Raw genomic sequence first — 26,886 nt, forward strand, 5'->3', positions numbered from 1 at the left:
CTCAAGGAATGTGCGGTTCGCACTGGCGCTGTTTGAACCTGGCTGTGCAGGCCCTCGGGAAGACAGGCCGGCTGTTTGAGCAGCGGCTCGTGCCAAGCATCGCGGCACGGATCGCCTCGGCCTGGCCGCTGTCGGTCGTCGATGCGGTACCGGGCGCGGTATCCGCGAGGAACCGCTACTACCCACGAGGCTTGCTGAACGTGGACGTCTCTCGCAAGGTAGCGGCTGCACCTTGGAGGTCCGCCAGACGTGCGGCAAGCGTCGCTTCCGCAAGGCGAGGCGGCAGTGCGGCACTGAACTTGAGGCCGTTCAACGCGCGGGAGTCCACCGAGGGTAGACACAGCTGATCGGCGGCCTCGGAAGTGGCCTTCTTCCATTCCGAGGGCGTCACGTCCTCGCGGAGCCGGATGCAGGAGTCGGTGGGCCGCTGGAGCGGATCGGCGACCGTGGTGAGCGTGGCGGCGAGGGTGGCGTTCGCCCGGTAGCCGGCCCAGGTCCACCAGCGCACATTGGTGTCATGCCCGCCTCGCACGATCACTGTTCCGTCGGGGTGGACCAGTTCCGCGCTGTCCTCACGGGCCTGGGCGAGCGCAGCCTCCGCGCGTCGGGTAACGGAAACCGGCGGATCGGCGCCGAGCAGTACCTCCCGTGCAGCGCGGGTCAGCTCATACGAGGCGCTTCGGCCCGAGCCTGCTCCACCCCACCGCGCCTTGCCGCCGCTCTCGACCGGTTCGACGAAACATCGACGGCGGGACCAATCGATGTAGGTCACCTGCCAGCTCCGCCCGGCAAGGAGCAGGCGCCTTGGGCCCGGCACCTCTTCGGTGAGCAATGCGGGATTGGTCGTGCCGATTTCGGTACGGCCCGACAGGACCGCGAATTCCGGGGGAGCGGTGAAGACCGCGGTGAGATCCATGAAGTGCCGGTAGCCGAAGCGGCGTTCGGCCTCGGGACCGATGAACAACATGCCTCCGTCCCGGTCCAGGTACCCCTCGTCGAGCAGGTGACGCACGATGGGCTCGGCTGAGGGACCGAAGGGGCCGAGCCCGCCCCACCATTCCTGCCAGAGCCGGTCTCCCACGCGGTGTTCCTGCAGGCAGAGGGCCAGTACTTGCTGGGCGACGATGTGCCGGGGTTCAGGCGGGGCTACGACAGGTTCCACCCAGCCGCGCGACCACAGCAGGAGCAGGGCTGCCGCACTGAGCAGGCCGTCCTCGTCGACGGTGAGGAAGAGGCAGTTGCGGGTGGAGCCGGGCCGTCGGCCGGTGCGGCCGAGGCGCTGGAGGAAGGAGGCCACGGTGCCAGGCGCGTCGATCTGGATGACACGGTCCAAGTCGCCTACGTCGATGCCGAGCTCCAGTGTGCTGGTTGAGACGATCACGCAGTCCCGTGCGTCGGCGAATGCCTCTTCCGCCCGCCGCCGCTCATCCACCGACAATGAGGCGTGTGACAAGAACGTGGTCACACCCTTCGCCCGCAGGCCTTCGCCGAGTTTCTCGACCTGGCGGCGCGATTCGCAGAACACCAGTCGTTTTTCGCCGCGGTGCAGGGCGGCGATTACTGTGACTGCGTTCTCCAGCGACCCCACATAGTCGAGTTGGACGTCGCCGGGTGGCGGCAGTACGGGTTTTTCCTCGCGCAGATGCGGGGCGACGACTTGCGCCGTGCGCTGTCCGCTTCCCGAGCCTTGCAGCCAGGTGAGCAGTTGCTCCGGGTTGCCCACCGTCGCGGAGAGCCCGATCCGCTGCACCGGACGCCCGACAACCCGCTCCAGCCGTTCGAGTACGGCCAGCAGGTGCCAGCCCCGGTCGTCCCCTGCGAAGGCATGCACCTCGTCCACCACGATCGCCCTCAGCCCGGAGAAGAAGGCCCGATGGTCGACGTTCGTGCTGACCAGCATCGCTTCCAGAGACTCGGGTGTTGTCAGCAGTACGTCCGGGCGGTCGCGCAGGATCTTCTTACGACGTGGCTGTGAGACATCTCCGTGCCACAAGGCAGCGGTCCGTCCCAGCCAGGAGGTGTACGTCTCCAGACGTGGCAGAAGATTGTTCAGCAGCGCTTTGAGAGGACAGACGTACAGGACCGACGTTCCTGTCCAGTTCTCCGCCGCCATCTTCGACAACAGAGGAAACGACGCGGCCTCGGTCTTTCCGCCTGCGGTCGGAGCGAGGAGTACGGCATCTGAGCCGTCTAGCAGCGGTTCGATCGACTCTTCCTGAAGCGGGCGAAGCCCGGGCCATTCCAGGGTGTTGACGATGTGGTGGACCAGCCCGGGGTGCAATCGATCCAACGGCTCGGGGGCGCCCGTCACGGCAGCTCCAGCTCGATCTCGTCGGCGCTGTCCGTCGCCGCGTTGCGCTCGACCTCGCTCAGCTCGTCGGCGTTCAACGTCAGCGCGTAGTGCTTACGCGGGTCGAAATCCTCGAACTCGTCCACCCGGTCCAGTACGTCCGCGACGAGCTTGCGCAGGAACAGACGCGGCGCGATCCCAGCCCGCCCGCCGAGCCTTCCCGTCATCGCGGTGGCCAGCTCTGCCACGTACCCATCGTCGACGAGCGAGGCGACACGCTCAGGATTCCGGGCCGCTCCTGCATACAAGTCTCTTACAGAACGCCCGAGTTCACCCAGTCGTTGGAGGTCGAAACCGGTTAGGCGCAGCTGCACTGCACGCGGCGAGTCGAAGCGCGGGTCGGTGGAGAAGTCGGTGGCCAGTCGCTGGGCGAGCGGGGGCAACCGCTGAACGCCCTGCTGCCCGTCGTAGAAGGCAGGGGTGCCGGTGATCACCAGGAAGAGACCGGGGAAGCGGCCTGCGTCGATCTCGTCGAGTAGCTGCCGCAGGGCGTTCAGCCCCTTCTCCCGTACATCTCCCCGCACCCGCTGCAGGGTCTCGATCTCGTCGAGGACCACCAGAAGTCCGGGATGCCCGCAGTCCTTCAGCACGGTGAGCAACCCCTGGAGGAAGCCGAGCGCCGCGAAGTGGTCGAGGTCTCCGCGTACACCGGCTGTGCGCCGCGCGGAAGCGGCAACCGACTTCTGGCCGCCGAGCCAGGCGATGACAGCCTCCGCGGTCGCCGCGTCTCCGTCCAGCGTGGCCTTGCGGTAGCCGCGCAGAGCCGCGGAGAAGGCGGGGGTGGTCTGGGCGACGACACGTAGCCGCTCTTCCGTCAAAGCCTCGATAGCCGCCTCCAACGCCACGCTGTCTTCGGCGAGTTCGGGCTGCGCCTCGTTCACCTCCTCCTCAAGGGTGTAGAACCATCCGTCGATCACCGAGCGCAGCGCACTGGCAGGTTCGGTCGCGGTGGTCAGCCGTTCGGTGAGCCGCCGGTAGACCGTCTCCAGCTTGTGAAGGGGCGTCTCTGTCTCCGAGATCTGGATCTCGGAGACGGCGAGCCCCGCCCGCTTCGCTCGTTCGGCGAGCCAGCGCGCGAAGAAAGTCTTGCCGGACCCGTACTCGCCCCGGACCGCATGGAAGGCCGCGCCGCCTGTCGTGATCGTGGCGATCCGCTCGTCCAGCGCGGGCCTGAAGCGTTCCAGGCCGACTGCGAACAGGTCGAGGCCGGACCGGGGCACGGTCCCGCGCCGCAGCGCGTCAATGACCTCGCGGCGGCGGGCCGCGCTCACGGGTGCGGCGCTCATGCGCTCCCCTTGGGCAGTTCGAATTGCTCGCGCAATGTCTCGCGGTTGAGCCGGACCCGGGTCCGGGAGTCGATCAGGCTGACGACCTCGTAGCCTTCGATGTTTAGCAGCCGGGTCAGCACGGTGACGAAGCCCTCGGGGCGCGTGTGCGTGCGGCCGCCCGAAGCGACAGCGGCCGCGGCGACCGCCGCGAGCGAGAGCGTGCCACCCGAGGCTTCGAGTGCGTCGATGACGGCGGCCACCACCTTGCGGTCAGGGGTTTTGCGGACGAACTTGCCCTGCTGCTCGTAGATCTTGGTGTCGACGATCTGGCGGCCGAGCGTGTGCGGAGCCGGCACGGCGGGCGCTGCTTTGGCCACGGGAACCGGGACCGCGTCGTCGGTGAAGAGCTCACCCTCCTGCGGCCGGGCCTTCGGCTTGGCTGACGGCGTTTTCCTCACAGGCTTGGAGGACGGTGCGGGAGCGGGAGCCGTCACCGGCGCCAGTGCGGTACTCGCCTCCCACCACGACGGTTGCACGGACTCACGCGGCAACTCGGCCCACCCCACGGGCGCGAGGTCGGCAGACGGCGCCAGCACCAGCACCGGCACCGTCATCTCGGCGAGCGCCGCACCGCCGTAGTACCCGGCTCTGCGCGGGGTGTAGCAGATCTCCTCCGACCAGGGCACGGTGACGCGGCCGCCGTTCTCCAGCACCCGCGGTCCGTCCAGCACGACCTCGCCTTCACTGACCGTCGTCCCGGTACGCCAGCGGGCCGACTCAACACCCTCAGCATCCACCGGTCCCACCTCGGACCCTTGCCGGTCCAGCACATGGCCGTGATCGGACACCAGCACCACAGGACGCCCTTGCCCACGCGCGGAGTTGAGTAGCTCGGGGAGGTACTTAACACGGTTCACAGCCCAGTCCGCGAGTGAGCTCCGTTGGCCGTGGTCGAGGCTCTCTTCGACGGCGTCCAGAACGACACCCACCACGGCGTCCGAGGCGATCGCCGCGACCAGTCGCGGATCGAGCAGGTGCCCCGCAGGCCCGGGAATCTCGTTTTTGTGGAAGAGGGCTGCAGCATGCCCGTTCTCCTGCCAGAAAGCGGCGAATCCCTCCTTCTCCACGCTCTGCCCGCCCGACACCGGACGCCCACACAAGAGTGTGGCCCTGCTGAGCAACGTTACCGACGGAATCGTCGCGACCGCGGCCGCCCTCCGCCCCCCGCCGGACAGTTCGCGCCACCGCCCCACACCTGTCAGCTCTTCGCCGAGCTGAGCCGCGACCGCGCTACTCATCCCATCCAGGACGAGCACCAGCGGCGGCCGCTCGGCTGCCAGCGGCAAGGCGACCGTCCGCAGTACGTCCTCGATGAGCAGCACTCCACCGGGCTGCGCAGCACTTGCGTGCTGCGTCCACGGCCCGAGCTCGGCCGCGAAGGTCTCGTCGAGCACCGCTCGCCGCCGTCGCGCCGCGTCGTGCACGGTGCGGTACGCCTCGACCAGAGCGGCCTCGGCCTCGGCGTCGCCCACCCACAGCTGGGCCAGCGCCCGGTCCACCCACCCCCAGTCGGCGACGTGTGTGTGCACGGCCTGGTCGACCGAGGACACCACAGGCTCCTGCCCGTCCAGCCAGTGCCTCAGCCGTACCGCCATGCGCGCCAGCTCGACCCGCTTCGGATAGAAGTCGGCGGCGAGATGATGCTCCTGAACGTGATCCCAGGCTGCCTGTGCCTCCTCCGGTTCCTCAGTAAGCGCCTCGGCCAGCCGATGCAGTCGTGACTGGAAGCCGGAGGGAAGAAACGGGTTGTCGGCGAGCGCAGATGTCAGATGGGCGCTGCCCGCCAGCTCGTCGGCCTGGAGCAGTACGTCGAGCACCCGCTGCCGGGCATCGATGCTCTGCGGCCCCCGCCCCGCCGCCTCACCGATCCAGCGGGTCAGCGTGCCTTCCACCGCCCGTGCGTAGGCGCGGAGTTCGGAGGGCCGGGAACCGACCATGCCAAAGACCGTACCCAGTGCGACGGCCGCGTCGGCCGACGCGGCTTTTCCGGTCATGACGGACGCCAGCACACCGAGCGCGGTTGCCTCGGTCCCCCGGCCGCGGAGCGCGAGCCGCAGCAGTACAGGGGCGGCCTCGCCGGCGCTCTGTGCCAGCCAGTCGGTGATGCCCTGCTGTTCGGCTTCGGGCAGCGCGGCAAAGCGCTCCGGGCCGCCGGGCGTACGGGACCAGGTGAGCAGCGCATCGACGTCCACCGATGCCCCACCCTCGAAGACGCCCTCAAGCCCGAGCCGCACCCCGACGAGGGCTCGCATCGCCGCGTCCAGGGTGAGCACGGCCCCGTGCTGCGGCCAGCCGGCCACCGGTTCGGCGACGATCAGCGCGCCGGGCAGCCACAGCCACGGGTCCCGTCGCATCCGCGGGTCGAGGTCTGCGGCGCCGAAGAGCTGCTTGACGATGTCGGCCTCGTCGACGGCGATGATCTGCGAACGCACCATCTCGCCCAGCAGATCGAGGCCGATCCGGTCACCGTGCACATCAGTGGTGACCACCAGCAGGTCCGCGCCTTCGGTGGCCAGATGAGCCTGCCAGGCATCGGTGAGGCCGAGCACCGAAGTGGTGTGCGTGACCCGAACCCTGCGCCGTTCGCCGTCGCCGATCGGCACGGTGAACTCCGTGGGCCCGTCGGACGCGTACTTCCCGTGGACCAGCACAAGCCGCCGGCCTTTCGTGTGGGCAAGGCGCGTGGTGAGTAGCCCGGTAACGACCCGCTGGTCGAGTTCGGGCACTGTGGCTCCCATCAGTCCTCGCCGCCCGGCACGCTCGCGCTGTCGCCCTGAGTCGCGTGCAGCACCTGCCAGTTGATCTCGATCTCGACGCCCGGGTGCGCGGCCGCATAGTCCCGGATCTCGCCCTGTACGTCGGCCAGGGCCCTGCTGAGTGCGGCTTCCAGGACACTTTCGCTGTCCGTGGCCTTCACTCGCCGAGACCGCCGGGTGGTTGTCGGCGTGGTCGGCGTGGACGGCAATGGCGACTGACTGTGCGTGGTCGGCCTGTCGTCCTCGGCCCGGGCAGGGGGGACGATCGCCTCCGACTCGACAGGCGCGGGCGGCGGGGGCGCGACGGGCGCCACGGGTGTCACCGTGCTGAGCCGCGCTGCCTCGTTGATCAGAGCCACGGCCTGGCCGCGCGCGCTGCTCAGTACCGGGGCCAGATCCGTGTCGAACTCGTCGGCCCCTGCCGCGTCCGCGATCTCGGCGAGCAGCAGCCCGGACCGGTCGGCGAGACCGTCCCCGCGCCCGGTGTACTTGCGTACGCTGTCGATGAGATCCCAGTCGGTACGCTCCAGCGCCTCCAATACCCGCTGTGCCGAGGACATCGTCTTGGCCAGCACCACATCGGTGCTCAGATATGTCGCAGCCGCCAGATCCCGCGCGAGCGGTGTCGCCTCTAGGTTCTGTTTGATCCGCGCCAGCAGATCGGCAGCGTCCCGCACCGACTGCTCGCGGGCGCTCAGCGCCTCCCCGCTGATGCCGAGGGCACTTCGGTACCGGGTCAGTGCGCGCCGCAGCCCATTGACAGCAGCCTCGCGCTCCTCGGCCTTCGCACGAACATCCGACGCGAGCGCGTTGACATTCCTGGTGAACAGCACCTGCGGCACGCTCGTGCCGAACAGCGCGGCGGCCCGCGTGTGCGCCGCTGTGAACTCGTCCTCGCTGGGCCGCTCCTGCGCCCGCAGTGCCCAGCCGGGACCGAACTGATCGAGCGCAGGGGCCTGTTCGGCCTTGCCACGGTAGATCCAGGAGCGGTCGGAGAGCAGCGCGTACGTCGCGATCACCAGGTTCGAGACCAGCTTGTCAAGGCCCGTCCAGCCGAGCTCGGCGATCCAGGTGCGGATGTCCTCGACCGGAAAGTCGCCCTTCGCGCCGTGCTTGGCCGCCTGCTGGTCGATGTGACGGCGCCAGTCCGTGGAGACGTTCAGCGGCCCGTCGTGCACCTCACCCAACTCCAAGGGATGCACGATCCGCGCCACATCCGTCAGTTCGCGGCCGTCGACGACGACCCGGCGCGAGCCGTCGTCCATAGCCTTCGCGATCCACCCGTACGCCATCTTGAACTTCGCGGGAGTGACCGGTTTGCGGCTCTCCTGGCGGTCGAAGTTCGGATGTTTGGGATACATCGCGTCCAGCAGGCCATCGGCGAGCTTCAGCAGGTTGTACTTGAAGACGCCGCCGCCCTGGAGCTGCGGAACGTGTCCGGCATACAGCGAGTGGACGTGTTTCCCCTCGGTGACCTGGGCCCCAAGGTCGGTCTCGTTGGCCTTGGCGATCCCGTACGCCTGGTGCAGCACCTGACCCAGTTGCGAGACGAGGGTCTCGCGCTGCGCCTCCAACTGATGTTTGACACGTACCTGGTCGTCGGAGGACAGATGGGTTGCGAAGTCCTTCAACCGGTCGCGCTCCAGCAGGTAGTTGATCTTCAGGAGCCGGCCGAGCTGGGTCCCCCGCTGAGCGGAGAGGAAGGACGGCAGCCATACAACGGTCGGCGCATCCGGCTTCTCCCGCTGCAACCGGAAGACCCGGTTCTCGTCCGCGCTGGGCAAGCCCTTGTCGTCATCGTCGAAGGGATAGTCGATGACGAAACGGATCCGGTCCGGCGCGGACGGCTCGAACTGTGTGTCGGGGAGGATCTGCGTATCGCGCACGTTCTCGAAGACGAACTCGGCCGTCCGCCGGGTGCCGTGCCAGACGATTTCGCGGTCGGCGACGAGCGTGCCATTGTCGGCGATCACCAGCTCCCGCCACAGCCACTCCTGCACCCACCGCTTGCGTGCACCGAGAGTGTCCTTCTCGCCGACGCTGTCCAGGATCGGTTCCACATCCAGGTCGGACAGATGCAGCGTGAACACCGGGTCCACGTCGTTGCCGTCACTGCGCAGCTCGCCGGGGAACTGTGCTTGGAGCTCCTGCATCCGCTTGACCACGATCCGGTCCTCCTGCCCGGTGCGGGAGCGGATCGAGCCGTGGTTGAGCGCGGAAAGGCGCGGCCCGGTCAGCCGGGCGAGGGCCGGCACCTCAGGGGCGAGATAGGCGAGCAGCATCGTCTTGACGAACCGGTCGTCGGCCTTGAACTTGGTGTCGTCCGGGGAGCCGTATTTCTGCAGCAGATGCTCCGTCACCTTGCCGTGGAAGCGAGTTGCCGCCTCCGCCTCGCTGCGCAGCCGGTCCGTGAACGCCTCTCCCATCCCCTCGGCCAGTACGTCCCACAGGTCGCCCAGCGGGATCAACTCGCCGACCTTCATGTCTTCGCGCCTCTTGTAGAGCATCTGCTGGAGCAGCTTGAGGCCGGTGCGCTCGCGCTGGAGAGCGCCAGAGAGCGCGACCAGGACGTTGAGGAGGACGGGCGAGACCGGGTAAAGGGCCTTGAAGTCGGCCCAGTCGGCATGGGTGGCGCCGTTGGCGTCTAGGAGCACATCGCGTACTGACTGGTTGGATGTCTCGACCCGGGCGAAGGCCGCTTCAAGTACGGCCTTGGCGGCATCGTCCTTCGGCTTGAGGACCCGCTCCTTGATGATCTCCGGGAGGTTGCGGTCCTCCAGGCTGATTGGATCGATACGGCCCGCCAGGTATTTGACCTGCTGCTCCAGGTTCTTGGCCTCCGCGCCAACTGCGTCCGAGCCGATCAGCTCGGACAGGTCGCGCTGGCGGGATATGAAGGAGACGACCGGCAGCGCGCGGCCACCCGTACCGGACTCGATCAGCTTGACCAGTTTGTTGACCTCGTCATTGACGAAGGTCCGCTCACGCAGATGAGCCTGGAGCCAGAGGATTAGCTCGTCGAGGAACAGGATCAGGCCGTCGTATCCAAGGGACTTGGCGTGCCGGCTGATGGTGTCCAGCCCGTTTTCGAGGGGCAGAAAGGCGTTCTTCGCGCCGAGCGCGCCACGGGAGTACGAGGAGTACGGGCCGGAGAGCAGTGCGGACGCCAGCCAGTCGCGGACCTGCTCGCCGGGGGCGGATGTTAAGGCGAGGTCGAGGAGGGCCGGGGTCCAGACCTTCGGGGCCTCCTTGACGTCGAGGTCCTCTAGGTCGCTTTCGTCGTCGGCGGCTTGTGGTGGGGCGGTATTCGTTTCCTCCGGCAGCGCGGGGTTACCGAGCCAGCGTACGAACTGCGCGTCGTCCGCGAAGAACACCCGCTGGCGGCGGGCGTCGTCGAACATCGCGTCCGCCCGGTAGACCGGCGGCACAGGTGAGTCCGGGTGCAGCCGCCGAACCGTGGCGACATAGCCGCCGAGGATCGCTGAGTCGAGGTCCGTCGCGCCGACCAGGTGGAACGGCACCATCAGGAACTTCCGGTCCCGCAGCCATGTGTCGTGGTCCGCGATGATCGGCTGGAGTGTGGGTTTGGTGCGGGCGGCCGGGGCGTTGGAGAGGATGGCGTGCAACACGGTCATGAAGTGGCTCTTGCCGGAGCCGAACGAGCCGTGAAGATACGCGGCGTTGGACGACCCCGCACGCACGGACGCCTCAACGATCTTCAGCGCCCGACGGAGGGACTGTTCCAGCTGCGGGGTGACCACATACTCGCGCACTCGCTCGGCGGTCTGATCGAAGCCGCCGGACAGCTCGACCTTGAATGACCCGGCGAGCACGGACTCAGGCAGGTCCAGCACGTCCCGGAGGTAGAGGTCGCTGCCACTGTTACTCATCGTCTTCCGTCGCCTTCTTCATGGCCGTCGTTGCCGTTTTCTTCGTCTTGCGTGCACGGGTCGCATTCGCTGGACGCCAGTCGGTGAGTGCGGCTGGGGTGAGCTGTTCGCGTGCCAACTCCCCGTCCAGGAAGCTCTGGAACTCTTCGGCTGCCGACTCCTCGCCCCACTCGTCGTCCGCGTCTCCGAACCACTGCCGAAGCCACGGCATCAGTTCCGCGATTCCGGCGAGCAGCGGTGCGAGGCGCTCGGCGGGCCAGTCCTGCTGTTTGCGGCGCTCGGTGACGATGTTCAGCAAGGCAGTGGCCTGGTCGCGTTGGTCCCAGCCGGCCCAGCCGAGCAGGAGGGTCGGGTCGGAGTCCGGGTTCGCGTCCGGGTAGGACACGAAGCGCTCTTTGGGGACGTCCAGCTTTCCGCGGTTCGACCAGTAGGACTGCCTGGTGAAGTCCGCGGAGGCGTACTTGGGGGGTACGGCGATGTCGAGGTGCTCGCCGGTGCGGTCCTCCTTGCGCTGCTTGTCCCAGACGTCCTCCCACTGCGAGCGCTTGCGAAGTCCGGTGTCCTTGTAGCGGTACGCGGCGAGATAGGGCACGTGCTCCGCGTCGACCACATCTTGGAGGACTTGGGCGAGGGAGAGGTTCGGCTTGCCAAGATGGGCGGCGTAAAGCGAAGCAGTGTTGCGGATCGCGTCCGCGTACGGGAGCCTTTCGAGTTCGTCTGCGAGCTGGCCGATGGTGAGGGTGCGGGGTTGCTCGAAGTCATTGAGGATGTGGAACCAGAGGGACTTGTTCTCGCACCGGTCGAGTAGCCAGGTCCGCAGAGCGGCCTTCTCCTGCTTTTCCCAGGGGTCAGTGGCCCAGCGGCGCTTGCACTCGGGACGCTCGATGCGCGCGATGTCGTGGCGGGCGGAGATGGTGTCGATGCGGGCCTGCACGATATCCCGGTACCAGTCCGGCCAGTGGGCTGGGATCTCGGTGATGGGGGTGGAGCCGTGCCGCCCGAACCACACAGTCTCAGCCTCGCCAGCTGCTTGCTTCCGAGCCAATACGATCTCGAATGCCCGCTCTCCGAGGCTCACTTGGGGAATGGTGCTGAGCGAGGAGGCTGTAAGTCGGGCTACCTCGTCGTCAGCGAGGAGTCCGTAGGAGTGATACACCACCCAGTCGAGCTCCTCCTGGAGGGCGACCATGCGCTGGCGGGCGCGGGTCCAGGTGTCCCGGGCGGCATCGAGGCGGATGGGCGTGGGCGGCTCGTCCGCGGCGCATATGGCCGAGGGCTCGTGAATGGCGACGTCTTGAGCGAGAGAGTTGAGGATGCGGCCGAGGGATAGAGGAAGCCGGTCGGGCAGGGGGAAATCCTGAAGTTTAGCCCCGGCGAATTCGTAGAAGCGTTCCCATTCATCGTGCATGAAGCCACCGGTGCCGGACTGGCTACCCTTGTCGTGGCAGACGTGCTTGAGCCAGAAGCATGCTGCCGACGAATTGAGTACTCCCGACAGTGCCAAGTACTCGTCCTCGCTCGCACTATCCGGCAGTTTGATCACCGGCGCGGAACGATTAAATAAGCGCGACTGGGTGTCGAGAGTGAAGTGATTATGCGTGGCAACGAAGGCGAAAGATATTCCCTTCGGGGTTGTGAGCTTGCTCGAATAGTTCTCGAGATGGCAATACCAAGGGTAACCGTTCTCGATTATAGTTTTGCCGAAGATGACGCGCTTCGATAATTGAGTTCGGAAGGGCCATAAACTGTGTTTGATGAGATGGTGGTCCGAATTGATGGTCTGTCGGTTTTCTGGGCCTGAATAAGGGTTACGAACTGCGACCGAATCTGTGAATCTGAAATCTCGAACGACGTCACCCGTGATCAGCGTTCGAATTGCCGAATGGTCCCTGAGGCGTCGTGCGGTACTTACGTCCGGGAGGAAAAAGGCATCATCGGCGCCAGTTGCTGTGGTTCGCCCGATGCTGGTAGCCCTGGAGCCCAGCTTCTGCCGTCCTGATGCGATCTCCTCGGCGATTTCCCCAGCCACGCCACCGCTTAGGGACCATGGATACTCTGCGAGCTGATTACGTGCAGAATCGACTGACGAGACCCATTCGCTCTCGCTGCCAGGTTGATCGATCTGCTGATAAATGGCGGACCAGACGAGACCGCTTGATGCGTCATCCGGCTGCGAGGGTTCGCCGCGTATTCCCATGACAGTACGGACTAAATCTTCTTGGTAGGCCGTGCGATTTCGCCCAACCAAGATAACCGTTGGCGTCCCGTGCCCCGGAATGTAGGCGCCGGAAGTGTCGATGACATGTGTCAAGTCAACTTTTTGATGGAACCAGTCGATCAGTTTTCTTCCGAACTCGCGTTTCATGAAGGAGTTTGCCGTGATCTGGCCCGTAAATCCTGCCGCGCGCTCTGACCCGCTGGTGCGCACCGCTAACTCGAAGATCCGCTGCGCGAACGGTATCGACAACGCGTACGTTCCTGCGCACGTGTCGTACCGTTCCCTGTAGGCCAGGTTTTCCTGCTTATCCTTTACTGTGATGTAAGGCGGGTTGCCGACTACAACGTGGTACGAACCTCTCCCGAGTAGGTCGCAACTCTTCGTGAAGTCGTATATGTCTTCGGTGGTGTAGAAGAACTGCTCATGATCGGAATACAGCCCCTGGCGAACCCCTGGGGCTCCGCGTCCGTGAAGCAAAGAGTCCCCCACGGCCAGGTTGATCCGGAACCCGGGAGCCGTGTCCAGCCGCTTCGCGTCCGCCGCTTTGAGCGCGGCAATCATCAGCCGGAACCGCGCGATAGCCACTGCGAACGGGTTCTTGTCGCACCCGTGCACTGCATCCAGCGCCCGCCGGATCAGCGTCCAGTCATCCGCGCCCTTGTCGAAGTCGCGCCACTTCTCCAGCAGCCGCTCAAACATCCCCAGCAGGAAGTGCCCAGAGCCGCACGCCGGGTCGATCGTGCGCAGGCCTGCGGGGAGTTCCCGTACGATGCCGTGCCCGTCGACAAGGGAGACGACGGGCTCTAGGCCGAACTCCTTCACCGCCGGCTCCAATGTCAGATCGAGGATGAACTCCTCCACGAACACCGGGGTCTGGAGCAGCGCGTACGTCTTCCTCGCGTGCTCGCTCAGATCCTGATATAGGTCACCCAGGAATCGAGTGTCCAAGTCCTCGTTCACGAACGAGTGCACGATCTCGCCGCCCGAACCAACCCGCCGCCAGAACTTCAATAACGCCGTTGCTGCCTCATACGAAGGCGAGATCTCCCACAATGGGTTGTGCACGCGGTCGAAGAGCCCCGCCACCGTCGGGTTGGTGCCAGCAAGATGATCAAACGCCGCGATGATCCAGTCACGGTCATTCTTTTCCGGGTTCGCGGCGAAGAACGCCGTGTCGTGGTCCTCTGCGTCCTTGAGCCGCTCGCCGACACCTGCTAGCCACGGACGCGCGATTAGCCCGTTGTCCTCGCAGAATCGGACGAAGACGCATCCCAGCACCCACGCTGCCGCGACCTGCATGACCCGTTCGTCGCGCCATGCCTCGTACATGGCCGCTGTCCGCCCGGCGGCGCAGGCGCGCGCGTACTCGTCTGCGAGCCTGTCCCGGTACTCCTCCTCCGAGTCGCTGCGCGCCCGCAAGTCGTCCTCCAGGAGCGCGACCTGCTTGCGGAGGTCCTTCAGTAATCCATCCTGGCCGCTACCGCGTGCGCTCACTGTCCCAAACCCTCTCGATGTGCGGCCCAGATGGTGGCCAAGTCCTTCAGGAAGCCCTCGGTCAGTACCACGCGTTCCGCGTCGCCGCCGGTTATCTCTACCGTGCGACCGTCCAGCTCCGGTCCGCCCTGCGGATTGTGCGAAGGGGTGAGCAACCACAGTCCGTGCGGTCGCCCGCCTGGCTTGCGCGCACCGGCTTGCAAGCCGACCAGCAGGTCGTGCCCACCCGCCTCGTAGTAGTGCGCGAGCAGCCCAGATGTATGTACGAACAACACTGTCCCCGGCTCCCGCGAAGCCGTCTTCTCCAACTGCGCAGCGACGCGAGGCCAGACCCGGACCACGAACGACCGCAGCCCGCCGGGGAGTTCGCCGCTCCTTGTGTACCGGGTGTCCGCGCCCAGCACCTTGGACCAGTCCGTGCCGTGCTCTCCCGCCAGCGCCCGGAACTCCTCCAGGAAGACCCGTGCCAGGCTCACCGGTACGACCGGGAATGCCTCGGCCACCGCGTCCGCAACCGAACCCGTCTCACCCCGTAACCGCTTGACGTGCACGTTCAGTGCGAGGAAACCGCCCTCCCGTACTGCGGAGTCGAGCTTCGCGGCGAGCAGCAACGACGGCTCGCGCCCGGCGGCGGCTCCCGCCGCCAGCGCACGAGAGGCTCCGGTCACCGTGCCGGTGGAGGAGTACAGCCAGCTGCTGCCGGTCACCGCCGAGACCGGCACTGGAGGCTTGAAGCGCGCCTCGGCCGTCTCGTACGTCAGCGGGAAGCCAGCCTTCTTGAGCGCGTCCTCGACCTCGATGTACGTGGGCTTGCCCAGCACCATCTCGGGGAAGCGGGAACGCAACCGAGCCAGCAGCCCCTCCAGGCTGATGCCGACCTCGCGTCGTACACCCGCCGCGGCCTGTGAGATCTGAAGAGCCCGCCACAGCTCCAATGTCCGGGGGTACAGCTCAAGTCGGGGCGAGGCCGCGGCACCTACCGAAGTCGCTGCGGCCAGGGTGACGAGCCGGGCGTCCGGGAGCGGGTCCATGCCTTCCGGTGTGCGCACTGCACGCAGGTCACGGAGCGTCGCGGCGCGGTCCGGCAGCGGTGTAGCGGCGGCGATCTTCTCGGCGGCCTCGCCCAACTCTATGGCGTATGCGGCGAGTTCATCGGAAGTCGGATCGTCGGAGCCGTCCAGCGACTCCAGGGCTACGATCAGACGCCCTCGCCGCCGCATCTGCGCGAGCCGGGGCTCATGGTCCTCGTCGCGGCCGGTGAGGAGGGTCTCGGCGGCGACAGCGGCTCGTACGACGGCGAGCGCGGCGGCCTCCGTGCCCTCGGTGGATTCGCTCTCGGAGCCATGACCCGCGCTGAGCACCCGGGCCAGTTCGCGGGCGGTCATCACGCGTCCTGCATCCTGGACGGCTTCCACCAGCTCACCGCACAGGAGGGTCATCCAGTCCGCAGAGGCCCACTCGCCGATCGCCGATCCTAGGTGCCTGGAGACCGTGTACTCGGAGGCCTTGACCGATTCCGAAACCTGCCGGTTGGTCGGCCAGGCGCCCGGCTCCGCTTTTCCATCGAGCCCGAGCCAGGCCGCGACGACCTGCGGCCGCTTGTTGTCCTTGCGGCCGGCCAATACCGGGTTGAGGAGCGCGGCGAGCCTTTCCACGTTCTGCCGGGCCTCATGCTCGGCGCCGAGCATGTCGTCCGCCGCTGGCACCGTGGGCTGTACCGGCACGGCCACGGCCTTGGGCTTCCTCGGCCGCAGGGCAGACGTCCACTGACGGTGTCGTCGGTTGAGCTCCTTCTTGACGACCGCGCCGATCCCGCGCTTGCCCCGGAAGCGGGGCAACGGCACATCCAGTAGCTCGCGGACTGTCACCGCGCCGAGTTCCTCGGCCACAGCCGCCGCCCGCTCGGTCAGCCCTGCATCCCTGAGGGTCGTTCCGAGCTTCGCCCTCTCCGCGTACAGATCCCGGATGTCGTCCTCGGAGAGCCCCTCCGGCAGCCCGCCGGCCCCCAGTATCGAGACGGTGTCGGTGGTCGGCGGAGGCTGGGTGCGGTCGGCCTCGGTGAAGATCGCCCGCCAGGCGTCCCGCATTTGCCGCAGCGACTCGAACCTGCGGTTGACGTCCCGGTGCAGGGCCCGCTCGAAGAATGCTTCGAGACCGGGCCTCAAAACCCCCACGAAGGCGTCGGCGGCGAGCAGCGGAAGCTCGTCCTTCAGCGCTGTGAGCGGATCGTCCGCGCCGTTGCCCCACATGGGGCGCTCGGCGGCGGCCATCTCGTGCAGGACGACGGCGGCGGCGTACCGCTCCGCGTAGTCGTCGTAAATAGGACGCCGTGCATCGCCCAGAAACGGATCGAGATAGCCGCGGGTGCCCGCCTTGATGTCCCGATCGGAGACATTGGCCAGGGAGAAGTCGAACAGCACGAGCTGCTGCTCGTCGTCGTCCCGGACCTTGATCCCGAGATTGGAAGGCTTGAGGTCGCGGTGGCGCATACCTCTGGCCGCAAGGTCGTCCAGCGCGGTGAAAAGGTCCTCGCCGAAGGACGCCAGTTCCTCGTAGCCCAGCTGCCCATGGCTGGCCAGCCGCTGGCCGAGTGTTTCGGGGCCCGCGTACTCCAGAGCGAGGACGGTCCGGCCGCCAATGGTCCGCGGACCTTCGTACAGTTTGACGATGCGTCCGCTGCTGATCTGTTGAAGGGCTGCGGCCTCGGAGGCGAGACGCTCGTTCTTGTCTGCGTCCAGGGCGACCTTGAGGACCCGCTCTTCCGCCGCCCTTGTGCCGCGCTCGTCCTCGGTAACGCGTGTCACATACAGCGCACGTGCCGTGGCACCCGAGCCGAGGACTCGCTCGACGGTCCAATCGCCGTCGACGGCCTGACCGGGGGTGGCAGTGAGGGGGTCGGCCTCCACAGCGACGGCCTGGGCGGCGCTGGCCTGTTCGGCATTATCGAGTTGCTTGAGGAAGGCGTCGGCCGAGTCCAGCCGATCGTCGACGGAGGCTCGGGTGGCGGCGTACACCAGCTCGTCGAGTCCGGCGTCCATGGCGTCGCTGACCGCATACATGTGCAGTCCGCCGTCGGCCGTGAGTCGCTCCTTGAGCGCGGTACGGGTCTCTGCGGGAGGCATCCCGGTCAGAATGTGATGCGCCACCGCGCCGATGCCGAAGACATCGAGGTCCACCGGGTCCGGGTAGTCGGCGTCGGTCTCGGGTGCGAGGTAGCACTGGGCGGCGTCCTCGATGTGCTCCCCAGTGAAGGAACTCTCGCCCAGCGAGCGCAGTGAGGTGGTGTCGAAGTCGCGGGCGGACGCCTGCCAGTCGATGATTCGCAGAACGGGGTCGCTGCCGCTCTCGCGTGCGCTGACGTATACCGAACGGGCCGCCAGCGCACGGTGATAGAGCGAGCGGCGGTGGGCGTAGCGGACGGCCTCGGCGAGTTGGCGCACCATGTCACGGCGTACCGCTTCAGTCAGTTTCGCGCCGTACACGGCAAGGTAGTTGTCCAGCCGCAGATCGCTTTCCCGGTGGCGGAAGAGGATAGCGGGGCCGCCCTGATGCTGGCGCAGGGCCACGGCCTGGGCGATACCTCGGTGGGCGATGCCCTGCAGCACCTGATACTCGCGCTCGGCGGCACGGCTCGTAGAACGCCGCTTTTCCTCGCTCGCCTGCTGCTCGACGAGATAGACCCGGACCCGGCCTTCCTCGTGGATCATCTCCTTGCGCTCGGCGAGCCGGTCCTCCCACGTGGGGCCCGCGTCCAGAGGGCGGGAGGCGAGCTTCCAGCCGTCGCCGAAGTCGAGGTGAGCGGTCGATGCCCGCACCCCGATCTTCTTCATCAACTCGGGCAGGTTCCGGGTGAAGTCCTCCCTGACCCGCCAGTTCTCGCGCTCCGGCGGCAGGCTGAGGAACTCGTCCCAGATCCCCGGGAGTCCGCTCCGGACGCCGTCACGTCCGTAGACATGGGTGCGCTGAACTGTGTCCAATTCGCTCTGGAGTAGAGGGTCGGAGAGGAAGACGGCCGGGTCGATACGGGGGACGCGGAGGCTCGGGTAGAGCTCGCGGGCCGCTTCCTGGAGCCGGGATTTCAGCTCCTTGGACTTGAGGTCGGTGAGGTGCAGAGGGTTGCGGATCGTACGGATCCGGCCGTCGGGGGCGTGGAAGCTCCAGGTGTCGCCGCTGTTCGCGACCCGGCCGGGGTGCCCTTTCAGTTCGACCAGATATAGGCCCCGGGGTACTGCGATGAGCAGGTCGCACTCATTGATGCGGCCGCTCATGGCAGTGAAGGAGAAGGTCGACCACGAGTAGTTCGGGGCAGTGACCGGCATCCGCTGCTTGATGTGGTCAAGAGCCGCCTGCTCCCACGGAAAGGGGGATGGCCGAGTTTGGTACCAGCGCTTCGGCTGGTGCTGGCCGGGCTTGGGGGTCGCCGGGCCGCCTACTGCCGCCACCGCCGTTCACGCACCTTTCGCAGCCGGATCCGCTCGTCGGTACGACGTGTGCCGGTGCTACTGGCCTGAGGCGGAGAATCACGGCTTCTCGAAACTAATCCAATGATCGATCACCTTGCCAGATCGGAGGCCGCATACAAGGCCTGGGGCGTGAAACTCCCCTTGCGCGCACGGTAGTTGGCGCATCTCAGGCTGTAGCTTTCGGCCATCTGTGGACGGTGCTCGGTGATCCTCGGGAAATGTGCCTACGATCATGTGGGCCATGCCAGCAGTAGGGGGAGGCGAAATGGCCGGAACGATGCGCAAGCGCACAGTATTTTTCTTCGAGATCGTCGAGGCCAAGAACCACCAGCCACGCATGGAGCCTCAGGACTGGCGGGGCTTCCTCGGCCGCATCTCGGCCGCACCGCCTGACGAACGCAGTGTGCAGAGTGGTGAAGATCGGCTGATCGGGGCCGTCGATGCGGCCACCTCCGAGGATCATCTCCTCCTCGCTAAGATCACTGGAGAGGTGCCTCACCAACTCGATCACAGCAACGGCACCATTGAAGCGTTGCGGCTCGCGGCCGGCACCGATGTCGTGCACGTGACGACCCTCTGCTTCCTGCCATACGGGAACATCATCGGTACCCTCCATGGCGGCTTCTCCGCACCGCGGGTCAGCGCCATCACCAAGTGGCTGAACGGCGTTGGACTCCCGTGGGGTGAGGTCGTTTTGAAGCCGGTCATCCATGCGCGGGCTCGCGAAAAACTGAACCGCATAGAAGCAGTGTCGGAGCTGACCGTGCAGTTGGAGGGTGCCCCGGCGGACAGTGTCGGAGCTCTGAACGCGCAATCCGAGCTGGGGCATTCGCTCCGCAGCTTCGGGCAGCGGCACCCCGACACTGCCATCACTCTCAGTCTGCGAGTCCCCAGGCGCGGAGGGCGCCTCAGCCTGGTTCGCAGAAACCGGGCCGCGACCCAACTACGCAGTGATGTCCTGCAGTTCATCCCCGACCTCGACGAATGGATGGACGAGTCGGGTGTGGTGCGCTCCGTCAACGGGCAGGTCGCGATCCGCGACCCGCACCGGCAGTCCCTGGAGTATGAGCCGCTCGACTTTCTGGAGCACCGCATCACCGCCCAGTGCGATGTGCCGGTCGCATTCACCGATGGACGGTCGGTGGACCTGCAGTTCGCGGTCAACGCTGTCTTCGGAGCTGCGCGCACGCACGCGCAGGAGTTGCAAGAAGCCTGCCAGTACCGACCGCTAGCCTGAGCGGCAGCTCAGGGGGTGAGTAAGCGGTGCTGGACTGGCTGTGGGTCCGATGGGTGGGGCGGCCGCGCCTGGACTGGATTGTCGCGTTCGTGATCACCGGCGCGCATCTGGGCATTGTGCTGATCACCGGCAGAGGCGATGTACTGGGCTGGCCGGCGCGGGAGCAGCGCGTCAACGTCTACACGGCGACGGCGACAGTCGCAGCCATCATCGGCAGCTTCATCACTGCGGCGATCGCTCAATACGCCGCGTCCACCGGACAGCGGATGCGGACGCTGCGCACACATCCGATGCAGGGCCCGCAGTTCAGACGGAACTGGGTGAGCATCCTGGGGGCGACTCTGGTGGTCTCGGGGCTCTGCCTGTTGGCCACGGTTCTGGACATTACGGAGAGGGACACGCGCGGGGTGCACTGGCTCGCGGAGCTGGCCATGGCGCTCGGCACAGTGCGGGCAACACGTCTGGTGTGGCTGTTCGGCAAGGTCATCGTGGCAGGAGATGCGGACTTGGCGGATGCTCAGCCGTCGGCAGGTCCGGATGGGACGTAGAACCTGCCGGCATCCGCGCTGAGAAGTAGATCCTGCACGTCCCGCACCTGGTGTGGGGCGTCGTTCACAGGTGGTTGGTGCAGCCGTGGAGTCGAGTAAGAGGCACGACAGGATCTTCGGCGGCGGGCCAGTAGGAACGGGTTACTACACCGTGCTGAGCTGGTAGGCGAAGAGGCGTGCTGGGAGCGTGCCGCGGCGAGATGGGCCGGGCAGGCTTGCGCCTCGGCGTACTGGTGGAGATCACTTATCGACGGCACCAGGAGGCAGGATCTTCGAGGGGAATTGCTTGCACTCACCGGTCGTCTCGTCGACCCGCGGCGCCTTCCCCTCCACTGATCCGGCGGCCACGCGCGTTCCCGGGGGTAGCGTTGCGGACCATCAGCCGCTGACCTGCCGCGTCACGCTGATCGCCCAACTCGGTTATGTAGGCGTTGACTTCGGCCTCCCGAGCAGTGACCAGCAGCCGCCTCGCGCCCTCGCGGACGATGTCGTCCATCAGAGAGCCGGTTTCGGTGGAGCCGTCGGCATTCAATACGTTGAGCACGGGCGTGCCTTCCCGACCCGTGCTGCTATGCGGTCCTACTCGATGACCAGAAGTCGATCACTCCGAAAGGTATGTCCGTCGCGTTCCAATCCGAGGCCACTCCACAAGTCATGAGCATTGCTCGGAACGATATGGCCCCCTGGCCACACCATGGATGCGCGCATCGCTGCCAGACGCTGAGGCGCTGGGTGTAGGCCGCAGAGAAGGCCGAACGGCCGGAGGCTGCCTGGATCGCTGCACTGCGTGAGTAGGTCGAGCGCGCGGAGACGGAACGCGACATTGTCCGTTTAGATCGGGGCGGACCATCTACGCTCGTAGGCTGAGAGCTGCCGATCTGGGGGCGGGATGACGGGGGCGATTGAGCGGGCGGTTCGCGCTGCGGAGAAGCTCTTTGACATGGAGGGGTTGGCTGGCGCGGCGGATATACCTGAGCCTGAAGGAGCGGATGCGACGCATGCCGCGGTCGCTAAGTTGGGTGAACTCTTTGCCAGGTTGCCCGGGCAGATGCGGTACGGCCTGGAGCGTCAGCGTGAGAACGGTGGGGATCTGTCCACCGACCGTCTGCAGGGGTTGTCGGAAATCGTGCAGAACGCCGATGACCTCGGGGCCTCTCAGGTTCGGATTCTCGTACGTGACACAGAGCTGCTCGTCGCTCATGACGGGAGTCCGGTGCAGCTGCCGGACGTCATGGCGCTGGCCATGCCCTGGTTGACCAGCAAAGCCGAGGATCCCGACTCGACGGGCCGCTTCGGGATCGGGCTGATGACTCTGCGACGGCTCTCGCCCGTACTGGAGGTGTACTGCTGCGACTACCGGGTGCGGATCGGTGATCCGCACGTGGCTGTCCCGGAGCCCTACCCGATCCCCAAGGCTGTGGCCGACGACGGTTGGACCGTTCTGCGGATGCCTTTCGCAGAGCCTGGACTCATCGCCAGCGAGGATGTGGACGAGTGGCTCGACGACTGGGGAGACGGGGCGCTGCTGTTCCTCGACCGCGTCCGTACGGTAATCCACACGGATGAGGACTGCAGCGCCCGGCGCGAGCTGGCGTTGCAATGGGGTGAGGCACAGCACCACGAGGCAGCGGTGGGCGGTGTCGCGACCACGGTCACGACGAGGACGGCACGTGCTACGGATGGCGAGTCCTGGAGTGTGAGCCATGCAGTCATCCAGAGCCCCGAAGGAGTAAGCCGAACGCGCAAGGCCGTTGGCGACGAAACAACGCTCGCTGTCGCCCTGCCACAGCACGGCGTGGAGGCCGCCCTTCATGCGGCGCCTGGGCGCCTGCATGTAGGGCTTCCTGTCATGGAATTGGGCGTACCCGTCTGTGTGAGCGCGCAGTTCGACCCCAACCCCAGCCGTCAGCAGCTGAATGACACCGACTGGAACGTTGCCCTGTGCCCCTTGGTTGCAGATCTCTGGGCGGCGGCGGTGATTCGGCAGTTCCGGCAGGATCCGGCGGAGGCATGGCAGAGCGTGCCGCTACCTGGTGACGTTCAGCAGACCAAAAGCCCTGAATCCGCCCTGGAGAAACTCCTGCTGGACCGGGCCCGAGCGAAGGTGTCACACGAACTACGTCTGCTGATGCCTGGGGAAGGCCGCAGCCTTGGTCTCTCGCACCTCGCTGTGGCGGACGCGGCACTTATCGGCGTGCTCACCGAGGCTGAGATCGCCGGTGTGGTGGAACGCGAAGCAATCCTGCCGGAGCTGGCACGGGATGCCGGTGGCCGGTGGCGCGATGTTCTGGAGGACTGGGCGGAGAACGGCGGCGCGGCGCCAGCGAACGTCGGTGTCCAGGACGCGTTGAAACTGCTCAATGACACGTCCCGTACACCGGAGGCCACAGTCGCCCTCGCCGCGACGGCTATCGGGGTCGATGAGGCGATCCCGCTCTTGTGGCTGCGGTGGCTGGTTGACGTCGACGGGGAGCGATACTCCGTCCCGGGCGCCGACGCCCCGATCGTCTTCACGGACCAGGCTCGTGGTCTCTCCGCAGCTCTGGGATTCAGCCGGGTCCTGCACCAGGCCTATCTGGTGCCTACGGCCGAGTCGAGCAGGGTCCGTGATTGGCTAGGCGAGAGGGGTGTTTTTGTCACCGGCGAGGATCCGGTGCCGGCCGTTCGGCGGCTCGCGGCCCGTGGTGCCCGCCGTGACAACGGCCCATTGAGCCTGGATGACGGGCAATTGCTTGCCTTGCGTGACGGATTCCTGCGTGTGCCGGCGAAGGAACGCGTGGCGCTGGGCCGCGATGTGGGTAAGGCGATCCTCCTCAAGGCTCGGCGGTACGGATCTGACGGGCAGCGCGAGGATGTCGAGGTCGCCCCTGCCGACTCGTATCTGCCGGCTGGTCTGGACGGTGCGGACCGCGAGGGTACTTTCGAGCTAGCCGCTGGTCGGGTACGCGGACTTTCCTGGCTGCGTTCCCGCTATGTCCAGGTTCTGCGAGGCGCTGGCACCGGTCTGGGAGCACAGGCGTTCCTGCGGTTGCTCGGTGCCTCGACGACACCCCGGCTTCGCGCGCACCCGAAGGCCGAACACCGGTACAGCGGCTCGTACCCTAACGAGGGCGTGCGGGTGAGCCAAACTCCTCACCCCAAGGAGCGCAGCGACCATCTACGGGCCAAGGGCGCTACGTTCACCCTCCATGAATATGACAGCCCCGTCTTGGCGGCCGTTGCGCGGGACATTGCCCGGGAACAGGACGCGCTGGCGAGGCGACGCAGGGCTGCCGCTCTCCTGCGGGTACTCAGACGTACCTGGAGCACTCTCTCCGAGCACGCCACGGTCCGCGCAGTGAAGGACTCGTACGGCTGGGTGGACCTCGGTGAGACGGACGCCTTCTGGCTGTGGCAGCTCAAGTACACGCCTTGGCTGGACAACCGGGACGGGGTGCCCACCGCCCCAGCCGACTTGCGGGAGCGGACGACCGGCACTGTCGCCGTCTACGGGGACAACGGGGCCGGGTTCCTCCACCAGGATCTGCAAGAAGTGGTGGGTAAGCGGGGAGAGGTGCTGACCGCTCTCGGCGTCACCGGTGAGGCTGGCGTTGATGACCTGCTCAAGTGCCTGCGAGAACTGCGACAACAGAGCAGCCGGAGCGGCTTGCATGATCACCCGGCTGCCCGGATTCTCTACCAGGCCCTGGCGGAACGCCTCGCCGAGAACCGCGGGCGAATGGCTGGCATGCTCGCAAAAATCACCCGCGCCTTTAACAGCGGAACAGGGCTGGTCCTCACCACCTCTGGGTGGCGCAAGCCACGGGACTGTTTCCGCGGACTCGCGGTCTTCGGCTGCTGGGGCACCTTCGCCCCAGCCCTGGACGACGACGAGGCGTTCTGGAAGGCGCTTGGCGTTCCAGAGCCCGGTGTGGACGATGCCGTCGCTGTCATCAGAGAAATCGCCAAGGAGACCAAACGGCAAGAACTCTCCGAGGCAGATGCCAGCACGGTCGAGGCCGTCGTGCTTCAGACGCTACAGCTACTTGCCCGGCTGGCCACGGCACGACCTGAGGAAGCGAACGCCACCCGCCTCGGACGGCTGCCTTTGCGGACCAGCCACGGTTGGTTTAGCAAGCGGCCCGTCTACGCGGTCGACGCAGCGCTGGCCGATGCTCTAGGAGAGCAGGTCCCGGTCTGGCTGCCCGGAGCCGAACTCGAACAGTTCCGGGCGTTGCTCGGGCCACTCCGCGTGCATGAGGTGAAGCCGCAGGACATCACGCCCTGTTCTCCGGACAAGGCGCCCGTGGATCCGGAGGCCACTTCGTTGATACGAGCAGCCCTTGCTCTGCTGCGCGAGGATCTACAGCGCAACGCGTCCGCGATCGCGCGATCCCTCAACGGGTCTTGGGACGAACTCATCGCCGTAGAAGTGAGAGTCGCGCCGCGAGTGGAATGCCACGTTCACCTGCTCGACGCGGAACCGGTTCTGGTGCACATGGGCACGGCGCTCGACCTGCCGACCAGGAGCCTGTACGCGGTGGATAATCGCGCCTTGGGTCGGGCCTCCGAGATGGGCCGAACCGTAGCCGCCCTCTTCGCACAGGGACGAAGGGAGGTGGCCCACGCCTGGGCGGCCGCGTACGACGAGGCGGAGAAAGGGCGCGAGGCGGTCCGGCTGAGCCTGGCCGAGGAACAAGCGGAGAGGGACAGAGCCGCGGCCGATGCTGAGATCGCGCAAAGGCTGGTATCGCTCCAGGAGGAGCACACTGAACGCCGCGCGCAAGCCGGTGACAAGGGCAGATCCAGTGTGCGTCCTGCCACGGGAAGAAGCCAGGGAACTTCGGGCACCGTTCCAGCGGTCAACAGCCCTGCCACGGTGCGGCGACAGCTCGTCGATCCAGAGAGATTTCGCCTCGTGGACGACGGCCGCATCACGACAGGAACCCCTGGCGTCATCCACCCATCGGGGGAAGAGCGGGCCCAGTCCGGGGTCACCCTGCCACGCCCCCGGACGGAACCGGCGGTACCAAGTTCACAGTCGGTACCGCGTTCTTACACAACGGTCGAGCAAGAGGCTGTGGCCATCCAGTTCCTGGCCCAGGTATTGGGGGCCGAAGCGGAACCTCAGTGGCTTCGAGATCTCCGTGCACAGCACGGTCTGGGTGCGGATGCCGTGGACCGCCTGTCCCGTTTCTACGAACTCAAGACCATGTATGGGCCAGAGCAGGACACGGTGACCTTTACGCCTTCAGAATTCGAGCGTGCCGCCTCCGAGGAGAACTTCTTCCTTGTTGTCGTCTCCGGATTGGAGCAAGGCGCGGCAGGCGCACCGTGCGTACGCCTCATTCCATACCCGCTGCACCAACTCGTCGTTCGATCAAGCGGCAACGTAACCCTGAGTGGCATCAGAAAGACACAGAGCCTTGTCCACGACTTCACGCCACGGGAGTGAGATTCACGAAGCACTCGGAGGTGCCGCCCTGGCCATGCTCGGTGTCCGGGGCTCAAGCCTGATCGGTAAGGGCAGGGAGAGAAGGCCTGATCCAGATCGTCCTCGGCCCCGTGCTGTCCAAACATCGCGCGACGGGCGACGCGCGTTCGATCGCACCAGGCCTCCGCGAAGTATGGGTCTCTCGATGCTTTCCGGAGTGAGAACGCTGGTCAAACAACCCCTGTTCTTGGCGGTTCGAGGTCGGGCGAGTAGCCCTTTGCGCGGAGCCAAGTGTCGAGGGCCAGAGTCACGATGTCTCCGTGCGGTACATCGGTATCGGCGTTGTAGCGGCGGATCCGGTGCTGGAGCTGGAGAACTTCGGGGACGGCATAGTTGAGTTGACCGCGTTTGGTGTGCCGGTTACTGATGACGGCCATAGTGTCCGGGTGCGGCGTAAGAACGTCATCGGTTGGCTGGCGCTCGGCGTCGAGCGCATCTGCGATTTCTCGCAGTCTGCGGGCGTAGGGGAAGTGATCAGGCACGAGAGCGGCTCCGTTCGGTCCGGCTAGGCGGATAGCTATCCGCCTATTGGGCTATTGGAATGTCGGCGCGAGGGGCGGCCACCCCCTGGGCGTGGGGAGGCCAACCCGTTCACTGCGGTTGGGTTCAGAACCCGCGGGCGGTGAGCCACTCGTCCAGGGCGACCGAGACGATGTCGCCGATGGGCAGGTGGTCGAGTTCGTTGTCCAACGCGAAGCGTTTGATCCGCTTCTTCAGCTTCAGCGCGGCGGGGACCGACGAGTCGAGGCTCTCGCGAGCGATGATGCGCTGGTTGAGAACCACAGCGGCCTCGGGGATGTCCTTGGGGCGGCCGGGACCGTGGGTATACGGCCTTCCCTCGCCGGGCTCCTCATACGGTCCTGCGTCCTGCTCCTGGTGAGACCCCGGACCATCGCTTTTCACAGGGAACGCTGTACCGCCTGCCATCGGAGGAACGGTCGTACGTACCGCCACTTCGCGGGACGAGGGCGCGGCAGAAGGCGCCCATGCAACGTGGGGTGGACCGTGCTGCGCAACAGGCTCGGCCGGCTGAGTGGAGGCTGCTGGTTCGTCGGCCGAGACCCTCTGCGACGTCCTCAACTCCGCTGGCGCATCAGCTGGTTGGGGGGTGACAACGGCTGGGTGGGCG

General features: G+C 66.4%; 11 protein-coding genes and 1 pseudogene. 4 read left to right on the forward strand and 8 right to left on the reverse strand.

The annotated features are described in order from the left end of the window. Positions 1-178: 178 nt before the first annotated feature. Genes OG194_RS33505 through pglW form a run of 6 tightly spaced genes read right to left on the reverse strand, consistent with a single transcriptional unit; the run spans position 179 to position 18,478 of the window. Positions 179-2,311 (reverse strand): DEAD/DEAH box helicase, encoded by a 2,133-nt coding sequence (locus OG194_RS33505; RefSeq protein ID WP_327404497.1) that lies wholly within the window; start codon positions 2,309-2,311, stop codon positions 179-181. Next, positions 2,308-3,636, reverse strand: a complete 1,329-nt coding sequence (gene brxD / locus OG194_RS33510; protein ID WP_327404498.1) for a BREX system ATP-binding protein BrxD — start codon at positions 3,634-3,636, stop codon at positions 2,308-2,310. The genes OG194_RS33505 and brxD overlap by 4 nt, the downstream gene beginning before the upstream one ends. Next, entirely contained in the window at positions 3,633-6,416 is a 2,784-nt protein-coding gene (pglZ, locus tag OG194_RS33515) for a BREX-2 system phosphatase PglZ (protein ID WP_327404499.1), read from the reverse strand. Before pglZ ends, brxD begins: the two co-directional genes overlap by 4 nt. Continuing rightward, on the reverse strand, positions 6,416-10,324 hold the full coding sequence (locus OG194_RS33520) for a PglY protein (RefSeq protein ID WP_327404500.1): 3,909 nt from the start codon (positions 10,322-10,324) through the stop codon (positions 6,416-6,418). The genes pglZ and OG194_RS33520 overlap by 1 nt, the downstream gene beginning before the upstream one ends. Beyond that, complete coding sequence (gene pglX / locus OG194_RS33525; RefSeq protein ID WP_327404501.1) at positions 10,317-14,036, reverse strand: BREX-2 system adenine-specific DNA-methyltransferase PglX; 3,720 nt, start codon at positions 14,034-14,036, stop codon at positions 10,317-10,319. The genes OG194_RS33520 and pglX overlap by 8 nt, the downstream gene beginning before the upstream one ends. Beyond that, positions 14,033-18,478, reverse strand: coding sequence for a BREX system serine/threonine kinase PglW (gene pglW / locus OG194_RS33530; RefSeq protein ID WP_327404502.1), 4,446 nt, complete (start codon positions 18,476-18,478; stop codon positions 14,033-14,035). The genes pglX and pglW overlap by 4 nt, the downstream gene beginning before the upstream one ends. 286 nt (positions 18,479-18,764) lie before the next feature. Here pglW and OG194_RS33535 point away from each other — a divergent pair, with 286 nt between their 5' ends. Next, positions 18,765-19,736, forward strand: a complete 972-nt coding sequence (locus tag OG194_RS33535; protein WP_327404503.1) for a hypothetical protein — start codon at positions 18,765-18,767, stop codon at positions 19,734-19,736. A 26-nt stretch (positions 19,737-19,762) separates the two neighbouring features. After that, positions 19,763-20,284, forward strand: coding sequence for a hypothetical protein (locus tag OG194_RS33540; protein WP_327404504.1), 522 nt, complete (start codon positions 19,763-19,765; stop codon positions 20,282-20,284). A 258-nt stretch (positions 20,285-20,542) separates the two neighbouring features. On the opposite strand, the pseudogene OG194_RS33545 reads toward OG194_RS33540, so the two are convergent. After that, positions 20,543-20,828: pseudogene (locus tag OG194_RS33545) on the reverse strand (IS256 family transposase); the annotation flags it as partial. Positions 20,829-21,173: 345 nt separating this feature from the next. Between OG194_RS33545 and OG194_RS33550 the strand changes: the two are divergent. Beyond that, a complete protein-coding gene (locus OG194_RS33550) occupies positions 21,174-25,718 on the forward strand; it encodes a sacsin N-terminal ATP-binding-like domain-containing protein (RefSeq protein ID WP_327404506.1) in 4,545 nt (1,514 codons plus the stop codon). A 299-nt stretch (positions 25,719-26,017) separates the two neighbouring features. Next, positions 26,018-26,266, forward strand: a complete 249-nt coding sequence (locus tag OG194_RS33555; RefSeq protein ID WP_327404507.1) for a hypothetical protein — start codon at positions 26,018-26,020, stop codon at positions 26,264-26,266. A gap of 97 nt (positions 26,267-26,363) precedes the next feature. Here the strand turns inward: OG194_RS33555 and OG194_RS33560 are convergent, their stop codons facing one another. After that, positions 26,364-26,660, reverse strand: a complete 297-nt coding sequence (locus tag OG194_RS33560; protein WP_327404508.1) for a hypothetical protein — start codon at positions 26,658-26,660, stop codon at positions 26,364-26,366. Between the last annotated feature and the right edge of the window lie 226 nt (positions 26,661-26,886).

The organism is Streptomyces sp. NBC_01288, assembly GCF_035982055.1.
Classification (GTDB): Bacteria; Actinomycetota; Actinomycetes; order Streptomycetales; family Streptomycetaceae; genus Streptomyces.

What these genes read in the sequence shown, in the direction of transcription:
- brxD (WP_327404498.1), bottom strand. Translation starts at nt 3,636, where the DNA reads ATGAGCGCCGCACCCGTGAGCGCGGCCCGCCGCCGCGAGGTCATTGAC.
- pglZ (WP_327404499.1), bottom strand. Translation starts at nt 6,416, where the DNA reads ATGGGAGCCACAGTGCCCGAACTCGACCAGCGGGTCGTTACCGGGCTA.
- OG194_RS33520 (WP_327404500.1), bottom strand. Translation starts at nt 10,324, where the DNA reads ATGAGTAACAGTGGCAGCGACCTCTACCTCCGGGACGTGCTGGACCTG.
- OG194_RS33535 (WP_327404503.1), top strand. Translation starts at nt 18,765, where the DNA reads ATGGCCGGAACGATGCGCAAGCGCACAGTATTTTTCTTCGAGATCGTC.
- OG194_RS33550 (WP_327404506.1), top strand. Translation starts at nt 21,174, where the DNA reads ATGACGGGGGCGATTGAGCGGGCGGTTCGCGCTGCGGAGAAGCTCTTT.